Origin of the sequence: Chryseobacterium tructae (assembly GCF_030409875.1) — a bacterium.
GTDB lineage: Bacteria > Bacteroidota > Bacteroidia > Flavobacteriales > Weeksellaceae > Chryseobacterium > Chryseobacterium tructae.
Map to the genome: position 1 here is coordinate 3,819,423 of NZ_JAUFQR010000001.1, position 19,369 is coordinate 3,838,791.

18 protein-coding genes, 1 tRNA gene and 1 pseudogene are annotated in these 19,369 nt (G+C 35.8%); 13 read left to right on the top strand and 7 right to left on the bottom strand.

The window, feature by feature from the left end; all coding sequences use genetic code 11:
* Positions 1-102: 102 nt before the first annotated feature.
* A complete protein-coding gene (locus QWZ06_RS18875; protein ID WP_290300401.1) occupies positions 103-1,482 on the top strand; it encodes a DUF1800 domain-containing protein in 1,380 nt (459 codons plus the stop codon).
* 25 nt (positions 1,483-1,507) lie between these two features.
* Entirely contained in the window at positions 1,508-2,692 is a 1,185-nt protein-coding gene (locus QWZ06_RS18880; protein WP_290300403.1) for a DUF1501 domain-containing protein, read from the top strand.
* A gap of 325 nt (positions 2,693-3,017) precedes the next feature.
* Here the strand turns inward: QWZ06_RS18880 and QWZ06_RS18885 are convergent, their stop codons facing one another.
* From QWZ06_RS18885 to QWZ06_RS18895, 3 genes are all read right to left on the bottom strand, one after another.
* Entirely contained in the window at positions 3,018-3,155 is a 138-nt protein-coding gene (locus QWZ06_RS18885; protein ID WP_290300404.1) for a hypothetical protein, read from the bottom strand.
* A 125-nt stretch (positions 3,156-3,280) separates the two neighbouring features.
* Entirely contained in the window at positions 3,281-4,300 is a 1,020-nt protein-coding gene (locus QWZ06_RS18890; protein ID WP_290300406.1) for a helix-turn-helix transcriptional regulator, read from the bottom strand.
* A 23-nt stretch (positions 4,301-4,323) separates the two neighbouring features.
* Positions 4,324-4,659 (bottom strand): HopJ type III effector protein, encoded by a 336-nt coding sequence (locus QWZ06_RS18895; protein WP_290300407.1) that lies wholly within the window; start codon positions 4,657-4,659, stop codon positions 4,324-4,326.
* 164 nt (positions 4,660-4,823) lie between these two features.
* Between QWZ06_RS18895 and QWZ06_RS18900 the strand changes: the two genes are divergently transcribed.
* The 4 genes from QWZ06_RS18900 to QWZ06_RS18915 all read left to right on the top strand — a co-directional run bounded on the left by QWZ06_RS18900 (position 4,824) and on the right by QWZ06_RS18915 (position 8,393).
* Entirely contained in the window at positions 4,824-6,206 is a 1,383-nt protein-coding gene (locus tag QWZ06_RS18900; RefSeq protein WP_290300408.1) for an RtcB family protein, read from the top strand.
* Between the two features lie 129 nt (positions 6,207-6,335).
* Positions 6,336-6,443 (top strand) — tRNA-OTHER (locus QWZ06_RS18905).
* Positions 6,444-6,639: 196 nt separating this feature from the next.
* Entirely contained in the window at positions 6,640-8,073 is a 1,434-nt protein-coding gene (locus QWZ06_RS18910; RefSeq protein ID WP_290300410.1) for a hypothetical protein, read from the top strand.
* The gene (locus QWZ06_RS18915) at positions 8,070-8,393 is read left to right on the top strand and encodes a hypothetical protein (RefSeq protein ID WP_290300412.1); all 324 of its coding nucleotides are present in this window, start codon (positions 8,070-8,072) and stop codon (positions 8,391-8,393) included. The genes QWZ06_RS18910 and QWZ06_RS18915 overlap by 4 nt, the downstream gene beginning before the upstream one ends.
* A 107-nt stretch (positions 8,394-8,500) precedes the next feature.
* Here QWZ06_RS18915 and cobC read toward each other — a convergent pair whose 3' ends face one another.
* The 3 genes from cobC to cobT are packed head-to-tail and all read right to left on the bottom strand — an operon-like array spanning position 8,501 to position 10,826.
* Complete coding sequence (cobC, locus tag QWZ06_RS18920; RefSeq protein WP_290300414.1) at positions 8,501-9,055, bottom strand: alpha-ribazole phosphatase family protein; 555 nt, start codon at positions 9,053-9,055, stop codon at positions 8,501-8,503.
* Positions 9,040-9,822 (bottom strand): adenosylcobinamide-GDP ribazoletransferase, encoded by a 783-nt coding sequence (locus QWZ06_RS18925; protein WP_290300416.1) that lies wholly within the window; start codon positions 9,820-9,822, stop codon positions 9,040-9,042. The genes cobC and QWZ06_RS18925 overlap by 16 nt, the downstream gene beginning before the upstream one ends.
* Positions 9,819-10,826 (bottom strand): nicotinate-nucleotide--dimethylbenzimidazole phosphoribosyltransferase, encoded by a 1,008-nt coding sequence (gene cobT / locus QWZ06_RS18930; RefSeq protein ID WP_290300417.1) that lies wholly within the window; start codon positions 10,824-10,826, stop codon positions 9,819-9,821. The genes QWZ06_RS18925 and cobT overlap by 4 nt, the downstream gene beginning before the upstream one ends.
* Before the next feature lie 301 nt (positions 10,827-11,127).
* Between cobT and QWZ06_RS18935 the strand changes: the two genes are divergently transcribed.
* The 3 genes and pseudogenes from QWZ06_RS18935 to QWZ06_RS18945 all read left to right on the top strand — a co-directional run bounded on the left by QWZ06_RS18935 (position 11,128) and on the right by QWZ06_RS18945 (position 13,632).
* Positions 11,128-11,877: a nucleotidyltransferase domain-containing protein gene (locus QWZ06_RS18935; protein ID WP_290300419.1), complete on the top strand. Its 750-nt coding sequence runs from the start codon at positions 11,128-11,130 to the stop codon at positions 11,875-11,877.
* Between the two features lie 9 nt (positions 11,878-11,886).
* On the top strand, positions 11,887-12,501 hold the full coding sequence (locus QWZ06_RS18940) for a hypothetical protein (protein ID WP_290300421.1): 615 nt from the start codon (positions 11,887-11,889) through the stop codon (positions 12,499-12,501).
* Positions 12,502-12,563: 62 nt separating this feature from the next.
* Positions 12,564-13,632: pseudogene (locus tag QWZ06_RS18945) on the top strand (nucleotidyltransferase domain-containing protein).
* Positions 13,633-13,769: 137 nt separating this feature from the next.
* On the opposite strand, the gene QWZ06_RS18950 reads toward QWZ06_RS18945, so the two are convergent.
* Complete coding sequence (locus QWZ06_RS18950; RefSeq protein WP_290300424.1) at positions 13,770-14,114, bottom strand: TfoX/Sxy family protein; 345 nt, start codon at positions 14,112-14,114, stop codon at positions 13,770-13,772.
* Positions 14,115-14,258: 144 nt separating this feature from the next.
* On the opposite strand from QWZ06_RS18950, the gene QWZ06_RS18955 reads away from it, so the two are divergent.
* The 4 genes from QWZ06_RS18955 (at position 14,259) to QWZ06_RS18970 (ending at position 19,214) form a co-directional block, all read left to right on the top strand.
* Positions 14,259-14,774 (top strand): DUF2975 domain-containing protein, encoded by a 516-nt coding sequence (locus tag QWZ06_RS18955; RefSeq protein ID WP_290300426.1) that lies wholly within the window; start codon positions 14,259-14,261, stop codon positions 14,772-14,774.
* Positions 14,775-14,776: 2 nt separating this feature from the next.
* Positions 14,777-14,980 carry a helix-turn-helix domain-containing protein gene (locus tag QWZ06_RS18960; RefSeq protein ID WP_002980904.1) on the top strand — a complete coding sequence of 68 codons (204 nt, stop codon included), beginning with the start codon at positions 14,777-14,779 and terminating at the stop codon, positions 14,978-14,980.
* Positions 14,981-15,174: 194 nt separating this feature from the next.
* The gene (locus tag QWZ06_RS18965) at positions 15,175-16,044 is read left to right on the top strand and encodes an ABC transporter ATP-binding protein (RefSeq protein ID WP_290300428.1); all 870 of its coding nucleotides are present in this window, start codon (positions 15,175-15,177) and stop codon (positions 16,042-16,044) included.
* Between the two features lie 2 nt (positions 16,045-16,046).
* Positions 16,047-19,214, top strand: a complete 3,168-nt coding sequence (locus QWZ06_RS18970; protein ID WP_290300430.1) for an ABC transporter permease/M1 family aminopeptidase — start codon at positions 16,047-16,049, stop codon at positions 19,212-19,214.
* The last annotated feature ends 155 nt before the right edge of the window (positions 19,215-19,369 follow it).

The following is a 19,369-nucleotide window of genomic DNA, read 5'->3' on the forward strand; positions in this document are numbered from 1 at the left end:
TACACTTATTACTCATTACGTGTTATAATATTAACAAACCTTAACCCGTTATCATTTTAACCTTTTTTATTCAAACACATCAAAAAAATAAATGCTTTCACCATGGCTGATTCATTATTAAAAAACAAGCATCTTCTTTGGCGCGCAGGCTTTGGAGTTGGAATTAATCAAATTGCTGATTTGAAAAATAAAAACACAAAAACGCTGATTAATGAATTATTTAAAGAAGAAAGCTTTACAGAGATTAACTACGAGACACCGGATATAGCTCCTGCTGCTGACTATATGAACAGTAGTGCACCTGCTGACCAGAAAAAGGAAATGCAGCGAGTCAATAGAATACAGAACGAAGAATTGAATCTCAATTTTCTGGATAAAATGGTGAACAGTAAAGAACAGATGAGAGAAAAGATGGCTTTTTTCTGGCATGGGCATTTTGCTTCAAGAGTGGTCAATCCAAAGTTCAATAGGCAGCTGTTAAATACTATCCGGAAAAATGCATTGGGAAATTTCAAGGATCTGCTTTTTGAAGTAAGTCAGTCTCCGGCTATGCTCAACTTCTTAAATAACCAGCAAAATAAAAAAGATCATCCGAATGAAAATTTTGCCCGTGAAGTCATGGAACTTTTTACTATGGGAAGAGGAAATTACACGGAAAATGATGTAAGAGAAGGAGCCAGAGCCTTTACAGGATGGAGCTATGATAAAGACGGAGGTTTTAAGGAAAGAAAGAATCAGCATGACGAAAACACGAAAACTTTTCTTGGAAAAACAGGTAATTTTGATGGAAATGATGCTTTAAACATTATTCTGGAACAGAAGGCAACAGCCCAATTTATTACAACGAAAATTTATAAATTTTTTGTCAATGAAAATATTGACAAAGACATTGTCAATAAGCTCAGTGCCAGTTTTTATAACTCTGGGTATGATATTAAGAAACTCATGACAGACCTCTTTTCAAGTTCATGGTTTTATGATCAGAAAAATATAGGAAACAGGATAAAATCTCCTATCGAACTAATGGCCGGGATGATGCGGATATTGCCAATGCATATTCAGAATCCTGAAAACCTCATCGTATACCAAAAACTGTTAGGTCAAATGCTTCTCTATCCGCCAAATGTGGCTGGCTGGCCTAATGGAAGATCCTGGATAGACAGCTCTACGCTGATGTTGAGACTTCAAGTTCCCCAAATATGGTCTGGTCTCCGGCCACTGGAATACAGTCCACGACAAGACGACGATATTGATATGGGAATGAAATCACGGGAAACAGCTTTGAATAAAAGTTTTAAAAACCCTAATATCTCCATAGACTGGGATCGTGTGGATCAAATTTTTGCCCATAAAAACTGTGAAGATTATTTGATTCAAAATCCACAAAGTCTGGATATGAATACAGTCAATAGCTTTTCTGATAAAAGTACAAAAATGACCATTATCAATCTGATGTCAACCCCAGAATATCAATTAATGTAAGACCTTCACCTAAATCCAACACATTATGTTAATCAAAAGAAGAGAATTCCTCAAAATAAGTTCGCTGGCAACTGCTTCTCTGTTAATGCCTAACTTTCTAAAGGCAATGACACTGGATGAAGCTTTGACTCCTAATCAGAATATTTTGGTTGTTTTACAGTTTACAGGTGGTAATGACGGCCTAAATACGATTATTCCCGCAAAAAATGATATTTATTTCAGAGAAAGGAAAACACTTGCCATCCTAGATTCTTTGTCTCTGACGGATGAAGCCGGAATTAATCCTTCCCTATCCTACTTTAAAGAGCTCTTTGATAATGGCGAGCTTTCCGTCATGAACAACGTCGGATATCCAAATCCCGATAAATCCCATTTCAGAAGCATGGATATCTGGCAATCAGCGAGCAGAAGTGATGAGTTTTTGGATACCGGATGGCTGGGACGCTTTCTGGATGAAGAATGCTACCGATGTGAGCACCCCACTCAGGCTCTCGAAGTAGATGACATGCTTAGTCTTGCCTTAAAAGGAGAAAACAATAAAGCATTTGCTTTTAAAGATCCTAAAAGACTCTACCAAACCAGCCAAGAGAAATACTTTCAATCTCTTTATGATCACCATCATGATGATGAAACAGTTTCATATCTCTATCAGACTTTAGGTTCTACCATCAATAATGCGGGCTATATCTTTGATAAAAGCAAAGCGAAAAAAACAGAACAAACTTATCCTAATTCTCAATTGGGAAAGGATTTTAAAACAGTAGCCTCATTAATCAAATCGGATATTAACACTCAAGTTTACTATCTTTCTATCGGGAGTTTTGATACCCATGTGAACCAAAATGACAGACAAAAAAAGCTATTTAGTGATATTAATGAAGCTGTAAAATCGTTTGTGGCTGATATGAAAAGCAATGGTTTATTCAACAATATTCTTTTGATGACCTTTTCTGAATTTGGGCGACGCGTAGCTCAAAATGCAAGCAACGGAACGGATCATGGAACAGCCAACCAAATGTTCTTCATTGGTGGAAATCTTAAAAAGAAAGGATTACTGAACAGCCTTCCCAATTTACAGAATCTAAATGAAGGTGACCTGATCTACACCGAAGATTTCAGAAAAGTATATGCTACTATTTTGAAAAACTGGCTGCAAGCTGATTCTTCCAAGGTTTTGGGCTGGAAAAACGGGGTTTATGATTTTATATAACTCAACCGGATTTCTTTAACCATAAAAGGCACAAAAGTTTTATAACACTTCAGTTTTTTAAGCGACAAGCTTTATGTCTGACAAGTACACTTCAGTTTTTGAAAATCTAAGATTTTCTTGAGTACTATGATCAATATTCCAGTTGAAGGACTGTACATTCCCCTATTCCGGAGGGGTGTCAAAAATTCAAAGAATTTTGACGGGGTGGTTATTAACGACGCTATACTCATTCGTGCAAAACTCTGCTTAGCATCACAAAAAAAGAGACCGTCCAATATAATGACAGTCTCTTTTCGATAATTTTAAATGTAAACTACTTTTGCGTTTATGCAGTAATCTGCTTAGGTTCATTCTCTTTCTGATCTACCTTTTTGTCAAGTTTTTCAGATATTTTTTTAACGATATACTCTATCGCAATAGGTGCTATAATGGCAATAAGTGCTTTAAATATTCTTGATTTCATAGTGTGATTTTGTACCTAAACACTACAATTTCCAAGCCAAGATAAAAGCTCGGAAAAAAATAATCAATATTTACCTCTAAAACACTGTATTTATATCGCTGTTTTTACTATTAATTCTGAATAAACTACTTTTCATCAGGAATAATCAGCTCCTGATAATTTTTATTTCCAGCCTTGAATTTTTCTTCCATCCTTACTCGTAGTCTTCTTGGTTTATGGACAATAAGAGAATCTCCAAAACCTAACAGCAACCTTTCCAATTCAAAATTGATTTGAACACAGATTTTAAAAAGGGTTCCCTCATTCGTTTCATCGATCACTTCCTGACTTTTATGCAAGGGTTTTGTTTTAATATAAGGAGCATTGGCTGAATCTACAAAGAATACAACATTTCTGGGAACCATAGATTCCGCAACAGTAACCCCCACAATATCCTTGAAGTATTCGTCACCATCCAGTTCCTTATCAATGTATGGAAGACTTTCGTCTGCTTCAATACTTTCCATTCTGTCCAAAGCCAGATTGTACATCTTTTGCTTGTGTAAACAGATCAGAAACCACCGGTTATTAAATTCCTTCAGCAGTTGCGGATGAACTGTATATACACTTGATTCCCTTGCCGTAAAGCTTTTGTACAAAATTTTCAGTACCTTTTTATTGAGAATACTTTCATATAGGATATCAATATGTTCTAATCCTTTCAGTTGTTCATTTTTATCCAGATGAATAATTGATTTCTGGTTGGTAGAATGAATGGAGTCTTCCAGTTTCTGAATAACACCATTCATCTCTTTAAACATAGAAAAATCTTTGAACTGTTTCAGGATCTGAACTGCGTTGTTCATTGCTTTCAGGTCACTTTCGTTCACTGAAATATTATGAATGCTGTAATCCGGATCACTGTAACGGTAATATTTTCTCTCATACACCTCAATAGGTGCTTCATAACCAAACTTTTCACTCCGCATATTCTGAAGATCCAGCTGAATGGTTCTTTTGCTTACATAAGATTCTTTGCCTTCAAATTCAAATAATGCTTCGGAACATTCATCAATAAGATCTTCCAAAGTATACTTCCTGTATTTATTTTTGAGGCATTTATCTAATGTTTTATAGCGGATGAGAGCATTTTTATTAGATGACATGATTATTATTTTTGGCTAAAAATCTATTTTTCGGTCAATGGATTTCCCTCAAAGATCAATCCGTCCCATCCGAATTCCATGAAGTTTCTGATATTCTGATGATCTGTCCCGTCAGGATTTTTAAGAACTTCTTCTCTGTAAAATTCCCCAAAAAGCGGAAGGGTTTCTTCTTTGGTTAGCCCATGGTAAGAAGCAAAACCGAATATTTTGCATGAACCGTTATTCTGCCCTTCTTCATTTCTTGTATTCCCATTTTTGAATGCGGTAGGAGTAAAATTGTAATTTGCATCAATATAGGCTATCACATCAGGGAATTGAATCGTTTCGGGAAAATGTTTTAATTGTTCTAATAATATCATAGTTGTAAGTTTAAATTTTTATTAAAGAGAGCGAATATCTTAATTTTCAAATCAGTGAATTCACTCTTTTTAAAATTTTTGTAAAAATAATCAAAAATTTTTTATCTACGCAAATCTATTGCGCAATAAGTATATTACTTTGCACTATCAAAATGACAAAACAAATGGAATTTAATGGAAATCACTTAATCGAATTAGGATATAGACCAGCTAAATGGTTTAAAGATGCCATCGCTTATATCAACGAAAATCATTTGGATGAAATTCAGATCAAAGAATACCTGGAGCAGTTTAAACAACCTGATCCTATTCCTCTTCATGAAACCGCTCCTGAGTTTATCATCAACATCAGAGCTGAGCATGAAAGTGAAAGCGATAATGTAGAAAAAGTAATCAAGACCATGAAGGTTCTGATGAAAACACCAACACTGATTGATGGAGCTTTAATGCCTGATGCTTGTCCTACTGGCCCTGAAGGTCAGATTCCGGTAGGAGGTGTGGTGGTTGCCAAAAATGCCATTCACCCAGGATTTCATAGCGCAGATATCTGTTGTTCTGTGATGCTGACAGATTTTGGGAAAGCCAATCCTAAAGATATTCTGGATGCCGCTCATTCCGTAACACACTTCGGATATGGAGGGAGGCCAAGAGGTGAACAGATGCCTATGTCTCAGGGATTGATGGATGCTTTTAGAGAAAATGAATTCTTAAATGACGAAAAACTGATCAGTATCGCCCGTTCTCATATGGGAACACAAGGAGACGGAAACCATTTCCTATTCGTAGGAGTATCTAAAAATACAGGAAATACCATGATGGTCACTCATCACGGATCCAGAGCTCCGGGTGCTGCATTGTATGATAAAGGAATGAAGGTTGCCAACCGTTTCAGACAGGATATTTCTCCTGAAACATTGAAAGAAAATGCATGGATTCCTTACGATACCGAGGAAGGTAAATCCTATTGGGAAGCACTTCAGCTTATCAGAACATGGACAAAAGAAAACCATACATCTATTCATGATGCAGTGCTGAACAAACTGGGAATGGAGAAAGAAAACAGATATTGGAATGAACATAATTTTGTTTTCAAAGATGGTGATCTGTTCTATCATGCTAAAGGAGCGACTCCACTGGATGATAAATTCATGCCTGATATCACAGGGCCAAGACTGATTCCGTTGAATATGGCTGAACCGGTATTAATTGTTCAGGGAAAAACAAATGAAAGAAATCTTGGTTTTGCGCCTCATGGAGCAGGAAGAAATTTCAGCAGAACTCAGCATAAAAGATCATTGGCTCATAAAACAACTGAGGAGATCTTTAATGAGGAAACTGCGGGACTAGATATCCGTTTCTATTCCAATGAAATTGATATTTCCGAACTGCCAACTGCCTATAAAAGTGCAGCGAATGTAAGAGCACAGATTGAGGAATACGGGCTTTGTGAAGTACTGGATGAAGTGATGCCTTACGGATGTATTATGGCGGGTGACGTCCAAAAGAATGCACCGTGGAAGAAAAAGAAGAAATATAGAAAAGCATAATTCCTTATTTAATATGACTCAATATAAACCTTATAGGTTTTAGAAACCTATAAGGTTGTTAAAAAACTAATAACCAAGCCTTACAGGATAAAACCTGTAAGGTACATGAAAACTTTTTTCATAACGGCAGGGGCAGTAGCTCAGATGGTAGAGCAACAAAATTACTTTTCGCTGCAGGCAAATAAAGTTCCTATGAATTCCAATTGTGGGTCACAGGTTCGAGTCCTGTCTGCTCCTCAATATAATTTCAGGCAAAGAAAGTTCCTATATTTCCCTATTTACTTTCCGCCTTTTTTACAAATCATAAGGCAAAGGGAGTTCCTATATATTTGGTCATTACTCCCCGCTTTATAAAACTATAGGTAAAAGGAGTTCCTATAACACTTCACTTTTAATGAACTTACTCCTCACTTATTTTTTTAAAATTAGAACAATGAAAACATTACAATTATTCAATGCTGTATTGGCCAAAGAATCAAATGCAGAGCCATTTATTTCTAATGACGGTTTTATTATTGAACCTGATGCAGTTTGGGCAAAAAAAGACATCATCTCCTATTATTCAAAAGAAAAACTGAATGGAAATGATTTGAATAAAACGTTCCATAAATCCTGGGAAAAAATAAAGAATACTTCCAGAATTGACTTGTTTTTTGAACAGATCCAACACTATATTTCAACCTATGGAAGTGATTTCCAGAGCGAGATCTATATTCCTCAAGAAATATTGAATGTTCCTGATACCAAGTTGATCTTTAAGGTCATAAAAGCTTATACCGTAGAAGAAATGCATGAAAAATGCCTTTCTCTTCTACAATCCGGAATCGCTTTGAAAGAAGAAACGATTGATGATCTGCTGTATATTCTGCATACGGAACTGGAATATGATTTTACAGGAAAAGAAAATATCAGAAATAAGGAAGCCATTATAAAAATAGCTGATCGATATGATGCTTACCCTGAAAATCCTGTTGAATTTTTCCGTTATGTGATCTATAAGACAACCCAAACGACATTATTAATCAAAAATGATGAATTAATTGGTTTAATTAAGCAAAGTAAATTCAACCCAACGTATCTGTTTGAAAGCTTTGGGGTGGAAAGACTGGCAGAAATTTTCAACAGATTTAAACCGTTATTCCTTGCTTATAAAAACAAGGCTCCGAAAGCGATTAATAAGATCTCAAAGTTATCTAAGGTCAATCATAAGCCATTAGTATCCAACCCATTGAACAATGCTACAAATACATTACTGGAAAACAGTGATTGGCATTGGCTGGAAAATGCGACACCGTTTGCATTATTTAAAGCATTATCAGCGTGTTACTCAAGAATGTATGGTCAGGATACTTTTGTCTACAGAATCAGAAACGGGAAATCGTGGGTTAAAAAAGGTAAAGAAACTGATGTGAATCAATTCAACTATGAGTTTATTTTAGACTTTCTGAAACTGAAGTATGAACATATTTCCGGAAAGAAATTCTATTTCCCTAAGAATATAGAGTTTGCTCTTCCAACTTCTGAAAAAATGTTTGTTGGAAATATTCCTACCGGAACCCGTTTTTATGGTGATAGATTAGCTGTTGGTGTCTATTGGGAAGATCAATGGGGTGCTCGTGACCTGGATCTTTCAGGATTAAATATCGCTGGAAAAATAGGTTGGAATGCAGCTTATAATTATGCTGACGGACAATTGATGTATTCAGGAGATATGACTTCTGCTCCTAATGGTGCTGTTGAATATCTTTACGCCAATAAAGGCCTGAGTACTCCAACACTTGTGATGAACAATGTTTCAGCGGAGACGCCAACTGTGGATATAAAATCGTTATTGGAAAAGGAGATAACATTTCCTACGGCTATATGATGAATCCTAACCAACTCTTTGCAGAAGCCAGATGTAATTCTGTGCAGAAGCAAATGATTCTGGGAATGCTGCTGCCAAAAAACGAAAAACAATGTTTCGTACTGTTGAATTTCGGAGCAGGTCATTCTCATGTTTCTGGAAATACGGAAGTATCTATGATGGCCACCAGTGCATTGTATCAGCAATGGTATGAAGCAATGTCCTTCAATGAGCTTATCAAAGAGCTTGGAGGAGAAATTACTACAGAAAAAGCGGAAGCTGATTTTGATTTTTCTCTGGAAAGCCTGGAAAAAGATAGCTTTATAAAAGTCTTTAAATAAAAATGCGCTGTTCAAAAATTTTGAATGGCGCTTTTGATTTTAGCAGATGATTTTATCTCTCGCAAATTTTGCAGATAACGTAGATTTATTTTTAAATTAAGGGTCAATTATACATTTACTTTTTTGATGGAAAAATAATCCTCTTTAGCTTCAATAATCACTTTCTTTCCATAATCAATCTGAATATTGAACATGTTTTCTAATGGAAATTGTAGTACATTTTGAAGAATAAGGCGAATTACACCTGCATGAGCAATAATCAGAACTTTTTGAATGTCTTTTTTAATAATCAGTTCATTCCAGAAGTGAAATACCCGAGTCTGCATTTCAATAAGACTTTCACCACCTGAAGCTTTTACATTAATGAAATCTTTATACCACGGATCGATTTCCACTTCTGATATCTCCGTCCATTTCTTCAGTTCCCAGTCTCCGAAATTCATTTCCCGAAGTCTTTCATCAGTTGAATAATTAAACTTAAAATGTTCTGCTAAAAGACAGCATCGCTGTGCCGGACTTGAAATGACAAGCTCAAAATCTTCATCCAGATTCAGGTTTTCAAAATCTTTCTGATACTCTTTCCGTAAAGGTATTTCGGCAAACCCATAGCAAAGATTTTCCGGATTATCTACGGCAGTATGACGAATCAGATGAATTTCCATACGATCATTGTTCCTAAGTAAAATAACACTTCTGTAACCTGTTGAACAGCTCCCAGACAATCTCCAGTATAACCGCCGATATGTTTTTTAAAATACCAACCCATACAGACCTTTCCTAAATAAGCCAATACAAAAGCCAATATCAAACGCCAATCAGGAAGTAAGGCAAACGAAAGCAAAACACTTATGAATCCTACTAATAAAGCCATTCCATCCAAAGGTTTATTGGCTAAAGGCTTTGACTTACTGACATCAATATCCGTCACATATTGATGCGTATAGATCATCGTTCCGGAAATAAAACGGCTTGAAGTATGCGCTATCATTACAACTCCCAAAGTTTTCATCAGATCAGTGGTTCCCAACGCCTGAATACTGAAGAATTTTAAGGCAAACAATAAAATAATACCGATGGTTCCATAGGCTCCTACTCTACTGTCTTTCATAATGGTAAGAATCTTTTCCTTTCCATATCCGCCTCCAAAACTGTCACACATATCTGTAAAACCATCTTCATGAAAAGCTCCGGTCAGGAGAACACTTCCGATCATCATCAAAATGATTCCTATTTCCAGATTAAAAAGCTGGAAAGAAAGGTATAAAATTCCAGCATTAATGAGTCCTACCAATAATCCGATCCATGCAAAATACTTTTGAGATTTATTCATGATCTCACTGGAATATGGAACACTAAACGGAACCGGAATTCTGGTGAAGAACATCAGTGCTGTTGCAAAATAGACCAGTTCATTCTTTAAAATCTTCATTTATTCTTTATTTGAAACGTGAGCATCTTCAAACTGGACATTTCATTCAGGAAATTTACTGCACTTTGAATCAGCGGATAGGCCAATGCACAACCGGTTCCTTCTCCCAAACGTAAATTCAGGTTTAGTAAGGCTTTTTGTCCCAATAATTCCAAAAGCTTAAGATGGGCATTCTCATCACTTACATGACAGAATATACAATTTTTCAAAATATCAGGGTTCTTTTTCCATGCTGTGGCTATAGCAACTGTCGCGATAAATCCGTCCACCATAATCAACATATTCTGACGGAAGGCTTCTTCCATCGCTCCGATCATCTGAACAATTTCCAATCCTCCAAAAGTCCGGGCAATTTCATCCGGTGTTTTGACACCAGGATACTTCTCTATAGCAGTTGACAAAATATTGATCTTATTCTGCAGTTGCTCATCGTTCAATCCAGTTCCACGTCCAATACAGCTTACAATGGGAAGATCAAACAGCTGGCTCATCATTAGTGAAGAAGCGGATGTATTTCCAATTCCCATTTCACCAAATCCAATAATATTACAGCCTGTTTCTGCAATTTCTGTCACTATAAAACCTCCATTTTGCAGAGCTTGTCCATATTCTTCAGAGGTCATAGCCTGCTCTTCCAGAATATTACGGCTGGATTTTCTGACTTTCAGGTCTATTAAATCCAGCCCTTCCGGAAAATCAAAATTAACACCAGCATCTACAATCTTGATTTCAATACCGTGTTGTTTACAGAATACATTAATGGCGGCTCCACCTCCTAAAAAGTTCATTACCATTTGATACGTTACTTCTTGCGGATAAGCACTCACTCCTGCTGTCACAATCCCGTGATCGGCTGCAAAAACTACCAGATGAGGATTCAGTAGCTGTGGAGAAGTGGTATGTTGAACCATCCCAATTTTATGGGCAAGGTGTTCAAGGTGTCCTAATGCACCTAAAGGTTTTGTCTTAAAATCAATTTTATGCTGTAAGTCAGTTGTCAACATGGTTGTAAAATAGTTATGTTAAATAGAGAAAGTGCAATATTAGTGAAATAAGGGGTATTTTGGGTCATGGATTAAGGATGGATTAGAGAGAAAATAGATAATAGACGAAGAGATGAGAGACATACATCCCGGATTTTAGATATTGAGCCTATTAATGCCCGCCAACCTTAAACTTAGCACTCCCGAACACTCCTACTCTAAAACTCTCAAACTCTCAAATTCTCAAATTCTACCACTCAAAAACACTACGTAAGAACATTGCGCACACTCATCATTACTTTGCATTATAAAATTGAACACAATGACACCAAAAATAATAGAAAAAATAAAAGAAGTGGAGGCAACAAGAGGTGTAGAAGTCCTTCTAGCTGTTGAATCCGGTAGCAGAGCGTGGGGTTTTGCCTCTCCAGACAGCGATTATGACATACGTTTTATATACCGCCATGAAAAAGACTGGTATCTTTCACCTTGGGACAAAGATGAAACAATAGAGTTTATGACAGAAGATGATTTGGATGGTTCCGGATGGGATCTTCGCAAGACTTTTCATCTTTTGCTGAAATCGAATGCCGCTTTATTAAGTTGGTTCTATTCTCCTATCGTTTATGCAGAAAACACAAAATTTATAGAACTTTTCAGACCATTGGCAGATGCGTGTTTTTCCCCGGTAGCCGTTTCGTATCATTATTTAAGCATGAGCAAAAAATACATGGAAGCCTGCAGGACCGATGAAGTGAAATTAAAAAGCTATTTTTATTGTCTGCGAACTGCCTTAACTGGAAAATGGATCGTAGAAAAAGGAACTGTGCCACCAGTATTGTTCAGTGAACTTCTTGTTTTAGTGGATGCTGAAACCAGAACAAAAATAGAAAACCTCGTAGCCCTAAAAGCAACGAAAGGAGAAGCTTATTACCATCCAAATGACTGGGAGTTGTTTGAGTTTTTAGAGAAAACAATAGCTTATAATGAAGAAAAGTCAAAGGGTTTAAGAGGTGGAAATGCAGATAAGAAGGAGATGGAGAGGGTTTTTAGGGAGATATTGAAATTGTAAAAAAATAAAATGAAAATATTTAATTTTTTCAAAAAGAAGGACACTCAGATTCCTCAAAAAGAAATTAAAAAAACAATTTTTCAAGAGGAAGAAGTACATGAATTTGTTGAAAGAAGCCAATTCTTAAAAGAAGAAATGGGACTTGAAGTTCCTTTATCGGTCATTGAAACTTTCAAAAGGTATAATCTTCCAAAACACAATTATTATAGCATTTTTTGGCATGTGGATGATGATAGCTTTATCATTTTTTATACGGAAGCTTTCATTGAATTAGTTGTTTGCCGATACAAAGATATTTATGGAGACGATGTAGATTTAACTGAATTATCAGAACAGCTCAATGAAGCCATTTATGAGTATCGTATGAAAGAGAAATGTTTTGACAGAACAAATCCCGATTTTGAGTTCATCAATGCATGTTATGAAGAGTTCAGAAAGTCCGGGCAAGAATTGATTATCACTATGGATCTTGGACATTATGATCATCTGGTTCTCAATCATGAAGAAAAAGGCAATGTGGCAAATTGTATATCATCTTATCAAACAACAAGAGGAATACAGTATAAAGTTCTTACACAATTTAGGACTTTGCAAGAAGTTCTCAGAGAGACCTTAAAAGAGTAGAAACAATAAATCTATTAAAAATCTCAGTTTATGAACCAGAAAACATATTCATCAGACATCGTATGACCATCCAAGACCTAAAAAATAAAAACCTCCTCCTCTTCGAAGCCATCTCCGGAAGCCGGGCTTTTGGGCTGGCAACGGAAACTTCAGATACGGATATCCGTGGAGTGTATTACCTGCCAAAGGAAGATTTCTTTGGGCTGAACTACATTCCACAGATCTCCAATGAGACGAATGATATTACTTATTATGAAATTGGAAGGTTTGTGGAACTTTGCAAAAGAATAACCCTAATATTCTGGAGGTTTTGGCAAGTCCTGAAGATTGTATTCTGTGCAAACATCCGTTGATGGATTTGCTGAAACTGGAAGATTTTCTTTCTAAGCTATGCAAAGATACCTTTGCAGGATATGCCATTTCCCAGATTAAAAAAGCAAAAGGCCTCAACAAAAAGATCCTGAACCCTATCGACAAGGAGAGGAAATCGGTTCTTGACTTCTGTTTTATTCTGGATGGACAAGGTTCTGTTCCTCTGAAAAAATGGCTATTGGAAAATGAAAAAGTTCAGGAGAAATGTGGATTAACGGCTATTGATCATACCAAAGGACTGTTTGCTTTATTCTACGATGATTCCCAAATATTGGGTTATAAAGGAATTATCCAGCATGAAGAAGCCAATCAGGTTTCGGTATCCTCTGTTCCAAAGAATGAAAAGCCTGATGCTTACCTATTCTGCAACCTGGATGCCTACTCCACTTACTGTAAAGATTACAGAGAGTATTGGAATGGGTAGATGAACGCAATGAAGATCGGTATAACGTTAACAAAACGCATGGGCAGAACTATGACAGCAAAAATATGATGCACACCATCCGTCTATTGCAGTCATGCGAACAGATCTTCACCACCCAAACCCTTCAGATCCGTGTAGAAAACCGGGATGAATTGCTGGATATCAAAGCCGGAAACAGGTCATACGAAGCAATGATGCAAAAAGCTGAAGATCTGATTAGCTCCATAGAGTATCATTATTCTATCTCTGATCTTCTCAGTTCTCCGGATTTGGAGAAAACAACCAAAATCCTGATCGAAATAAGAGAAAAACTATACAGGGATCATAAACAATAAGTAATAAATAATGAGTAATAATAGTGGGAAACTACAACAGTAACCTCCCACTCTAATACTCTAATACTCTAATACTCTAATACTCTAAAACTCTAGCACTCTAGCACCCTAGCACCCTAGCACCCTAGCACCCAAACCTACTTCTTCTTGGAAGCCTTGGCAATTGGGTTATACTCCAGGCAGATCTTCATCCAATATTCAAAATCTTCCGGTTTCTGAAAGCCTATAGGTTCTACATAGCAATATTCCTTTAACTGCTTTCCTCTCATAATCATGGGAAGAAAACCTGTTTTTTCTGCTACTTCTTCTTCCTTTTCGGGATTGTAGCGGCACATCAGATTGTCATGACTGATATTAATACACATTTTATCATTCACAAGAAATGCCAATCCGCCAAACATTTTCTTTTCCTCGATTTTAATATCATCCACATTAGAAAGCCATTCACGAACTCTGTCTGCTACTTCAATATTGTAAGCCATGATGATTATATTTTATCTTAAAGATAAGGATTAATACAATTCAGTTTCCTTTGCGATTATATTTAAAAATAAAATTTTATTTAAATTAATTATTGTTTTACGATAATTAATTATACATTTGCAATACTAATTAATGATCGTGATATGAATCAGACCAAAATCATTTCCCGTATTTTATTTTATATCTGTACACTTTTATCAGCCGGATATTTAATAACCATGCTGTATGCTGTGCTCTGCCTTACAACCGGTTTTTCTGTGATCCCTTACGGCAATGGCCAGTATCTTCATATCAATTATCCGTTTACAGAACAGCCATTTCTGAATATAGAAGATCATTATCCCTATATTATTTTTTCATTCCTGCTGGTTTTAATTTCCTATGGAATTTTTTTCTGGTTTTCAGCAAAAGTTTTCAAGGTATTTTTCCAGCCAAAGCTTTTTACAAAGGAACATATCCTGCAACTTAAGAGATTTTATCTGTATAATATTTTCATCCCACTTCCACTGGTTATTATCGCGAGTTTCTTTGTGGAAGTAGAAAGTATCATATGGGGACTGGTGTTTATTCACTTTATGCTTGGAATTTTCTGTCTGTTTCTTGCAAATATCTTTAAGCAAGGACTACATTTGCAAAACGAACAAGACCTATTTATTTAAAAATGCCAATTATAGTCAACTTAGATGTCATGTTAGCCAAAAGAAAAATGCAGAGTAAAGAATTGGCAGAAAAACTGGGAATTACTCCCGTCAACCTTTCCATTCTTAAAACTGGAAAAGCCAAAGGCGTTCGTTTTGATACTCTGGAAGCCATCTGCAAAATCTTAGAATGCCAACCGGGAGATATTCTCGAGTTTAAAGAATAAAACTTTATCAATTAAGGTTCATAATTCGAGATGTAAAGGTTGTGAGACTTTGATCATTCGATCTGGGTTTCTTTATTCAGCCTTTCCATCCCTCATCTCTTCGTCTATTATCTAGACGTATCCGGTCTTAATACTCAACCTAACAGTAGTCCTCAACAGGATTACCTATTCTTCTATTCCCCAAACACAACACTATGAATACTTTATTAATCAACAACCTTAATCTTACTTACAATGGTTTTCAAGCCATTAATAACATTTCCTTAGAGATCAACAATGGAATGTTCGGACTTTTAGGCCCCAATGGAGCCGGAAAATCATCCCTAATGAAAACAATTGTAGGATTGCAAAGCCCAACTTCGGGAAGTATTATTTTTAATGATATTGACATTGTTAAAAATCCGGAATATATCAAACAAAATCTGGGATTTCTGCCTCAGGATTTTGGCGTATATCCTAAAGTTTCAGCCTATGATCTTTTAGAACACATTGCTGTACTGAAAGGAATTTCAGATAAAACACATCGTAAAAATCAGATCTTAAATCTGTTAGAAAAAGTAAATCTTTTAGATTTTCAGAACAAAGAAGTTCATACGTTTTCCGGTGGGATGAAACAGCGTTTTGGAGTCGCTCAGGCACTCTTGGGAAATCCTAAAATTATTATTGTAGATGAGCCCACAGCAGGATTGGATCCGGAAGAAAGAAACCGCTTCAACATTCTGCTCAACGAAATTAGCCAGGAAGTCATCGTCATTCTCTCTACCCACCTCGTGGAAGATGTGAGAAACCTTTGCTCGGAAATAGCTATTATGAACCATGGAGAGATTCTCAGAAAAGGCGTACCTCAAAAACTCATGACCGAACTAGAAAATAAAATCTGGTCAAAATCTTTCGAAAAAAATGAAACGGAAAGCCAATATTCAAAGCATGAAGTCATCAGCAGACAATTGATAGAAAGAAAACTTCATCTTACTGTTTTTGCTGAAGAACCATCTTTAGATTTTACTCCTGTAACTCCTTTACTAGAGCATTTTTACTTTTATACTTTAACTCAAAAACCTTAATCATGAATGCCCTACTATCCTTTGAAATCCAACGCAACACAAAGCATTGGCTTACCTATCTTATTGCCATAATTCTGATATTTTCAGGTATTTTTTGTGGCAACCAATTCAACCTTTCTGTAGGAGAAGGAATCTATCTAAATTCACCTTATACGATTGGGTTTATGATTGGCATGCTAAGCCTTTCTATCATATTTTTAGCAACAATTTTTGCTTTACAAATTTTATTTAAAGAGCGAGATTCAAAGTTTGATATCATGTTGTTTTCATATCCGCTTTCCAAAGAGACTTATCTAAAGGGTAAATTCCTGATCTATTTTTCACAAACCTTTTTAAGTTTTTCTTTTTTAATACTCGGATTTATAGTCGGCCAAAACGTTCGTTCAGGAAGTGAAATGCAGCCTGATTTCAACTTGGAGTATTACCTCTACCCTTTACTGATTTTTGGACTGGTCAATAGCCTTTTAGTCTGTAGTTTTCTTTTTCTGCTTTCAATGGTTATCAGAAAAAAACTTTTAGTGGTAGTAGGCGGGTTGATGCTTTATGTTTTCTATATGATTATTTTACTGTTTTCCAATTCTCCCTTTATGGCAGGAAGTCTGCCACAATCATTAGAAGCTCAGCAATTTTCAGCCATAGTCGATCCTTTCGGATTATCTTCTTTTTTTCAGCAATCCAGACTATTAACTGCAACACAGAAAAATACACATATTACCTCTTTTACAGGCTATTTGCTATTGAACCGAGTCTTTTATCTGATCTTATCAGCTGGATTTTGGATTCTTTGTCTGAAACAATTTTCCTTTTCTAATATTTCAGGACAAAAACTAAAAAAGGCACCTTTAAAAACCGACGATCAGCCAAGGGCTTTCAAATCTGAATATGCTGCCGTACTACCTGATTATGGAAGATCATCTTTAGTACAATCAATACTATCCTTTGCAAAAATTGATTCCATTTATTTATTCAAAAGTATTACTGTTCCTGCCGTTTCCATACTCCTCATATTTTCTGTAGGAATGGAAATGTATGCTGAAATTGAAAAAGGAATTCGTATTCCTCAAAAATATGCCAGTTCGGGACTTATGGCTACCACCATTTCAGAAAATTTTCACTTGTTAGGCTTATTTATTGTCGCTTATTTTCTCAATGATTTGTATTGGAGATCCCGTTCATCGGGCTTTTTTCTCATTGAGAATAGTACTTCTTTTTCCAAAAATAAATTAGCCGGACATTTTCTCTCCATCAGTATTCTCTTATTTTTCTTTACAGGGATTTTAATTCTTGAAGGAATTATTTTTCAGGCTGCCTATCATTACTTTCATATTGATTGGAATGCCTATCTCGCAGTTTTTCTTTTCAATACATTTCCTTTGCTCTTATTTTCTGGTTTTATTTTACTGATCAATGACAGACTCCCTCATAAATTTGTGGCACTCGGACTCTCTGTTTTTGCTGTTCTCATCCTTGCGAGCCCGGTTTCAAGTAAGACTCTTTCTTACCCTCTTCTTAGAATATTCTCAGATTTTAAAGGCAGCTACAGTGATTTTAACGGGTATGGAAGTTATACAAAAGCTATTGGAGAAAGGCTTTTATTTGGAACTGGAATAATAGCTTTTTTATGGACAATTAATGAATGGGTAAAGCATAAAAAATTCAGCCTTACAATCTCTATATTCTCTATTATTTTACTCATTTTCGGAACCACAGCCGGCAGTCACTTTATAACAGGTTATGTTTCTAAAGATCATGAAACAGAAATTCTAAATTCTGTTCAATATGAAAAATATTTTCTAAAGTATGAAAACATCCCGCAGCCTGACATTACAGATGTTAAGACAGAAATACAATTGAACCCCATTGAAAATTCCTATGTGATCATCGGGACTTATATCCTGAAAAATCAAACTGAAAAATCCATCCATAAAATCCTAATCAATTTCCATCCTGACCTGAAATTGGAATCTGCTATTTTTAAAACTGAGACTGAAATAATCCGTCTCAATCACAATACGCCTGAAGTTTCATTAAAAAATGCTTTACAACCCAATGATACTGCTGTTTTACATTTTAAAATATCTTATCAATGGTATCCCGTCAATGGCCATCAGTCTTTCAATGCTATTATACAAAATGGTTCATTCATGAGAATTAGCAGGTACTATCCTACCATTGGCTATCAAAAAGATGATGAAATTCAGGATCAGCATACTCGAAATCAATATCAACTTGGAAAACGAGATGCGCTGAAAAGACCTGAAGCTCCTGAGGTATTGAAAAAAGATTTTATTAATCTGGATATGATTATTTCAACTCAACAGAATCAAACTGCTATAGGAACCGGAGATCTTGTCAAAAAATGGAAAAGCTCAGGCCGGAATTACTTCCAATATAAAGCAGAAAATATTCCTTTCCGTTTTGCTGTTTCTTCCGCTGAATATGAGGTAAAAAGTATCCGTTATAAAGGAATTAATGTAAATGTATTCTATCATAAAAGTCATTTTGAAAATGTAGATCATCTCCTTAAAAATGCTCAGCTTACTTTGGATTACTGCCAGCGAAATTATGGGCGATATCCCTTTAAAAGCATCAATTTCACCGAAATATCCTCTTTTACCAAAGGCTTTGCGGCTACAGCTTATCCTTCTGCCATCTTCATGCCTGAAGATATGGTTTTTCATGCCAATATTCATGCTGATCAAAAACAGGATGTTATCAATGAACTGGCCGGACACGAGCTTTCCCATCTATGGTGGGGAAACAGCCAAATAGATCCTGATTATAGAGAAGGTTCGGTAATGCTTACAGAAACGCTGGCCATGTATACGGAAATGATGCTCTACAAGCAGATGCATGGAAATGTAAAAATGAAAGAAAGGCTACAAGTACACCAGCAAATTTATGATAATGAAAAAGGGCTTTCTGAAGATCTTCCTATCTACAGAGCGACAGGAGATGTTCCTCATATTTCTTATTCTAAAGGAGCTGTGGCTATGGTGCAATTAAGTGAGATTCTTGGTGAAGATAAAGTAAATACTGCATTAAAGAATTTTCTGTATCATAATCCATATCCTAAAAAACCCACTTCAATGGATCTGCTCAACGAATTTTATAAGGTCACCCCATCTGATAAAAAACTACAAATCGATCAGTTATTTAAAAATAAATGATCATCAATAATTTAATGTAAAATGCTTCTATGAAAGTAAAAATGCCAAATCCAATCTCAGATTTGGCATTTTTAATAAAATTATTTTTCAGGGAGTTGTAACAAAATAAATATTGCCTCAACAAATTAATTGATATATCAATAATTGATAAATCA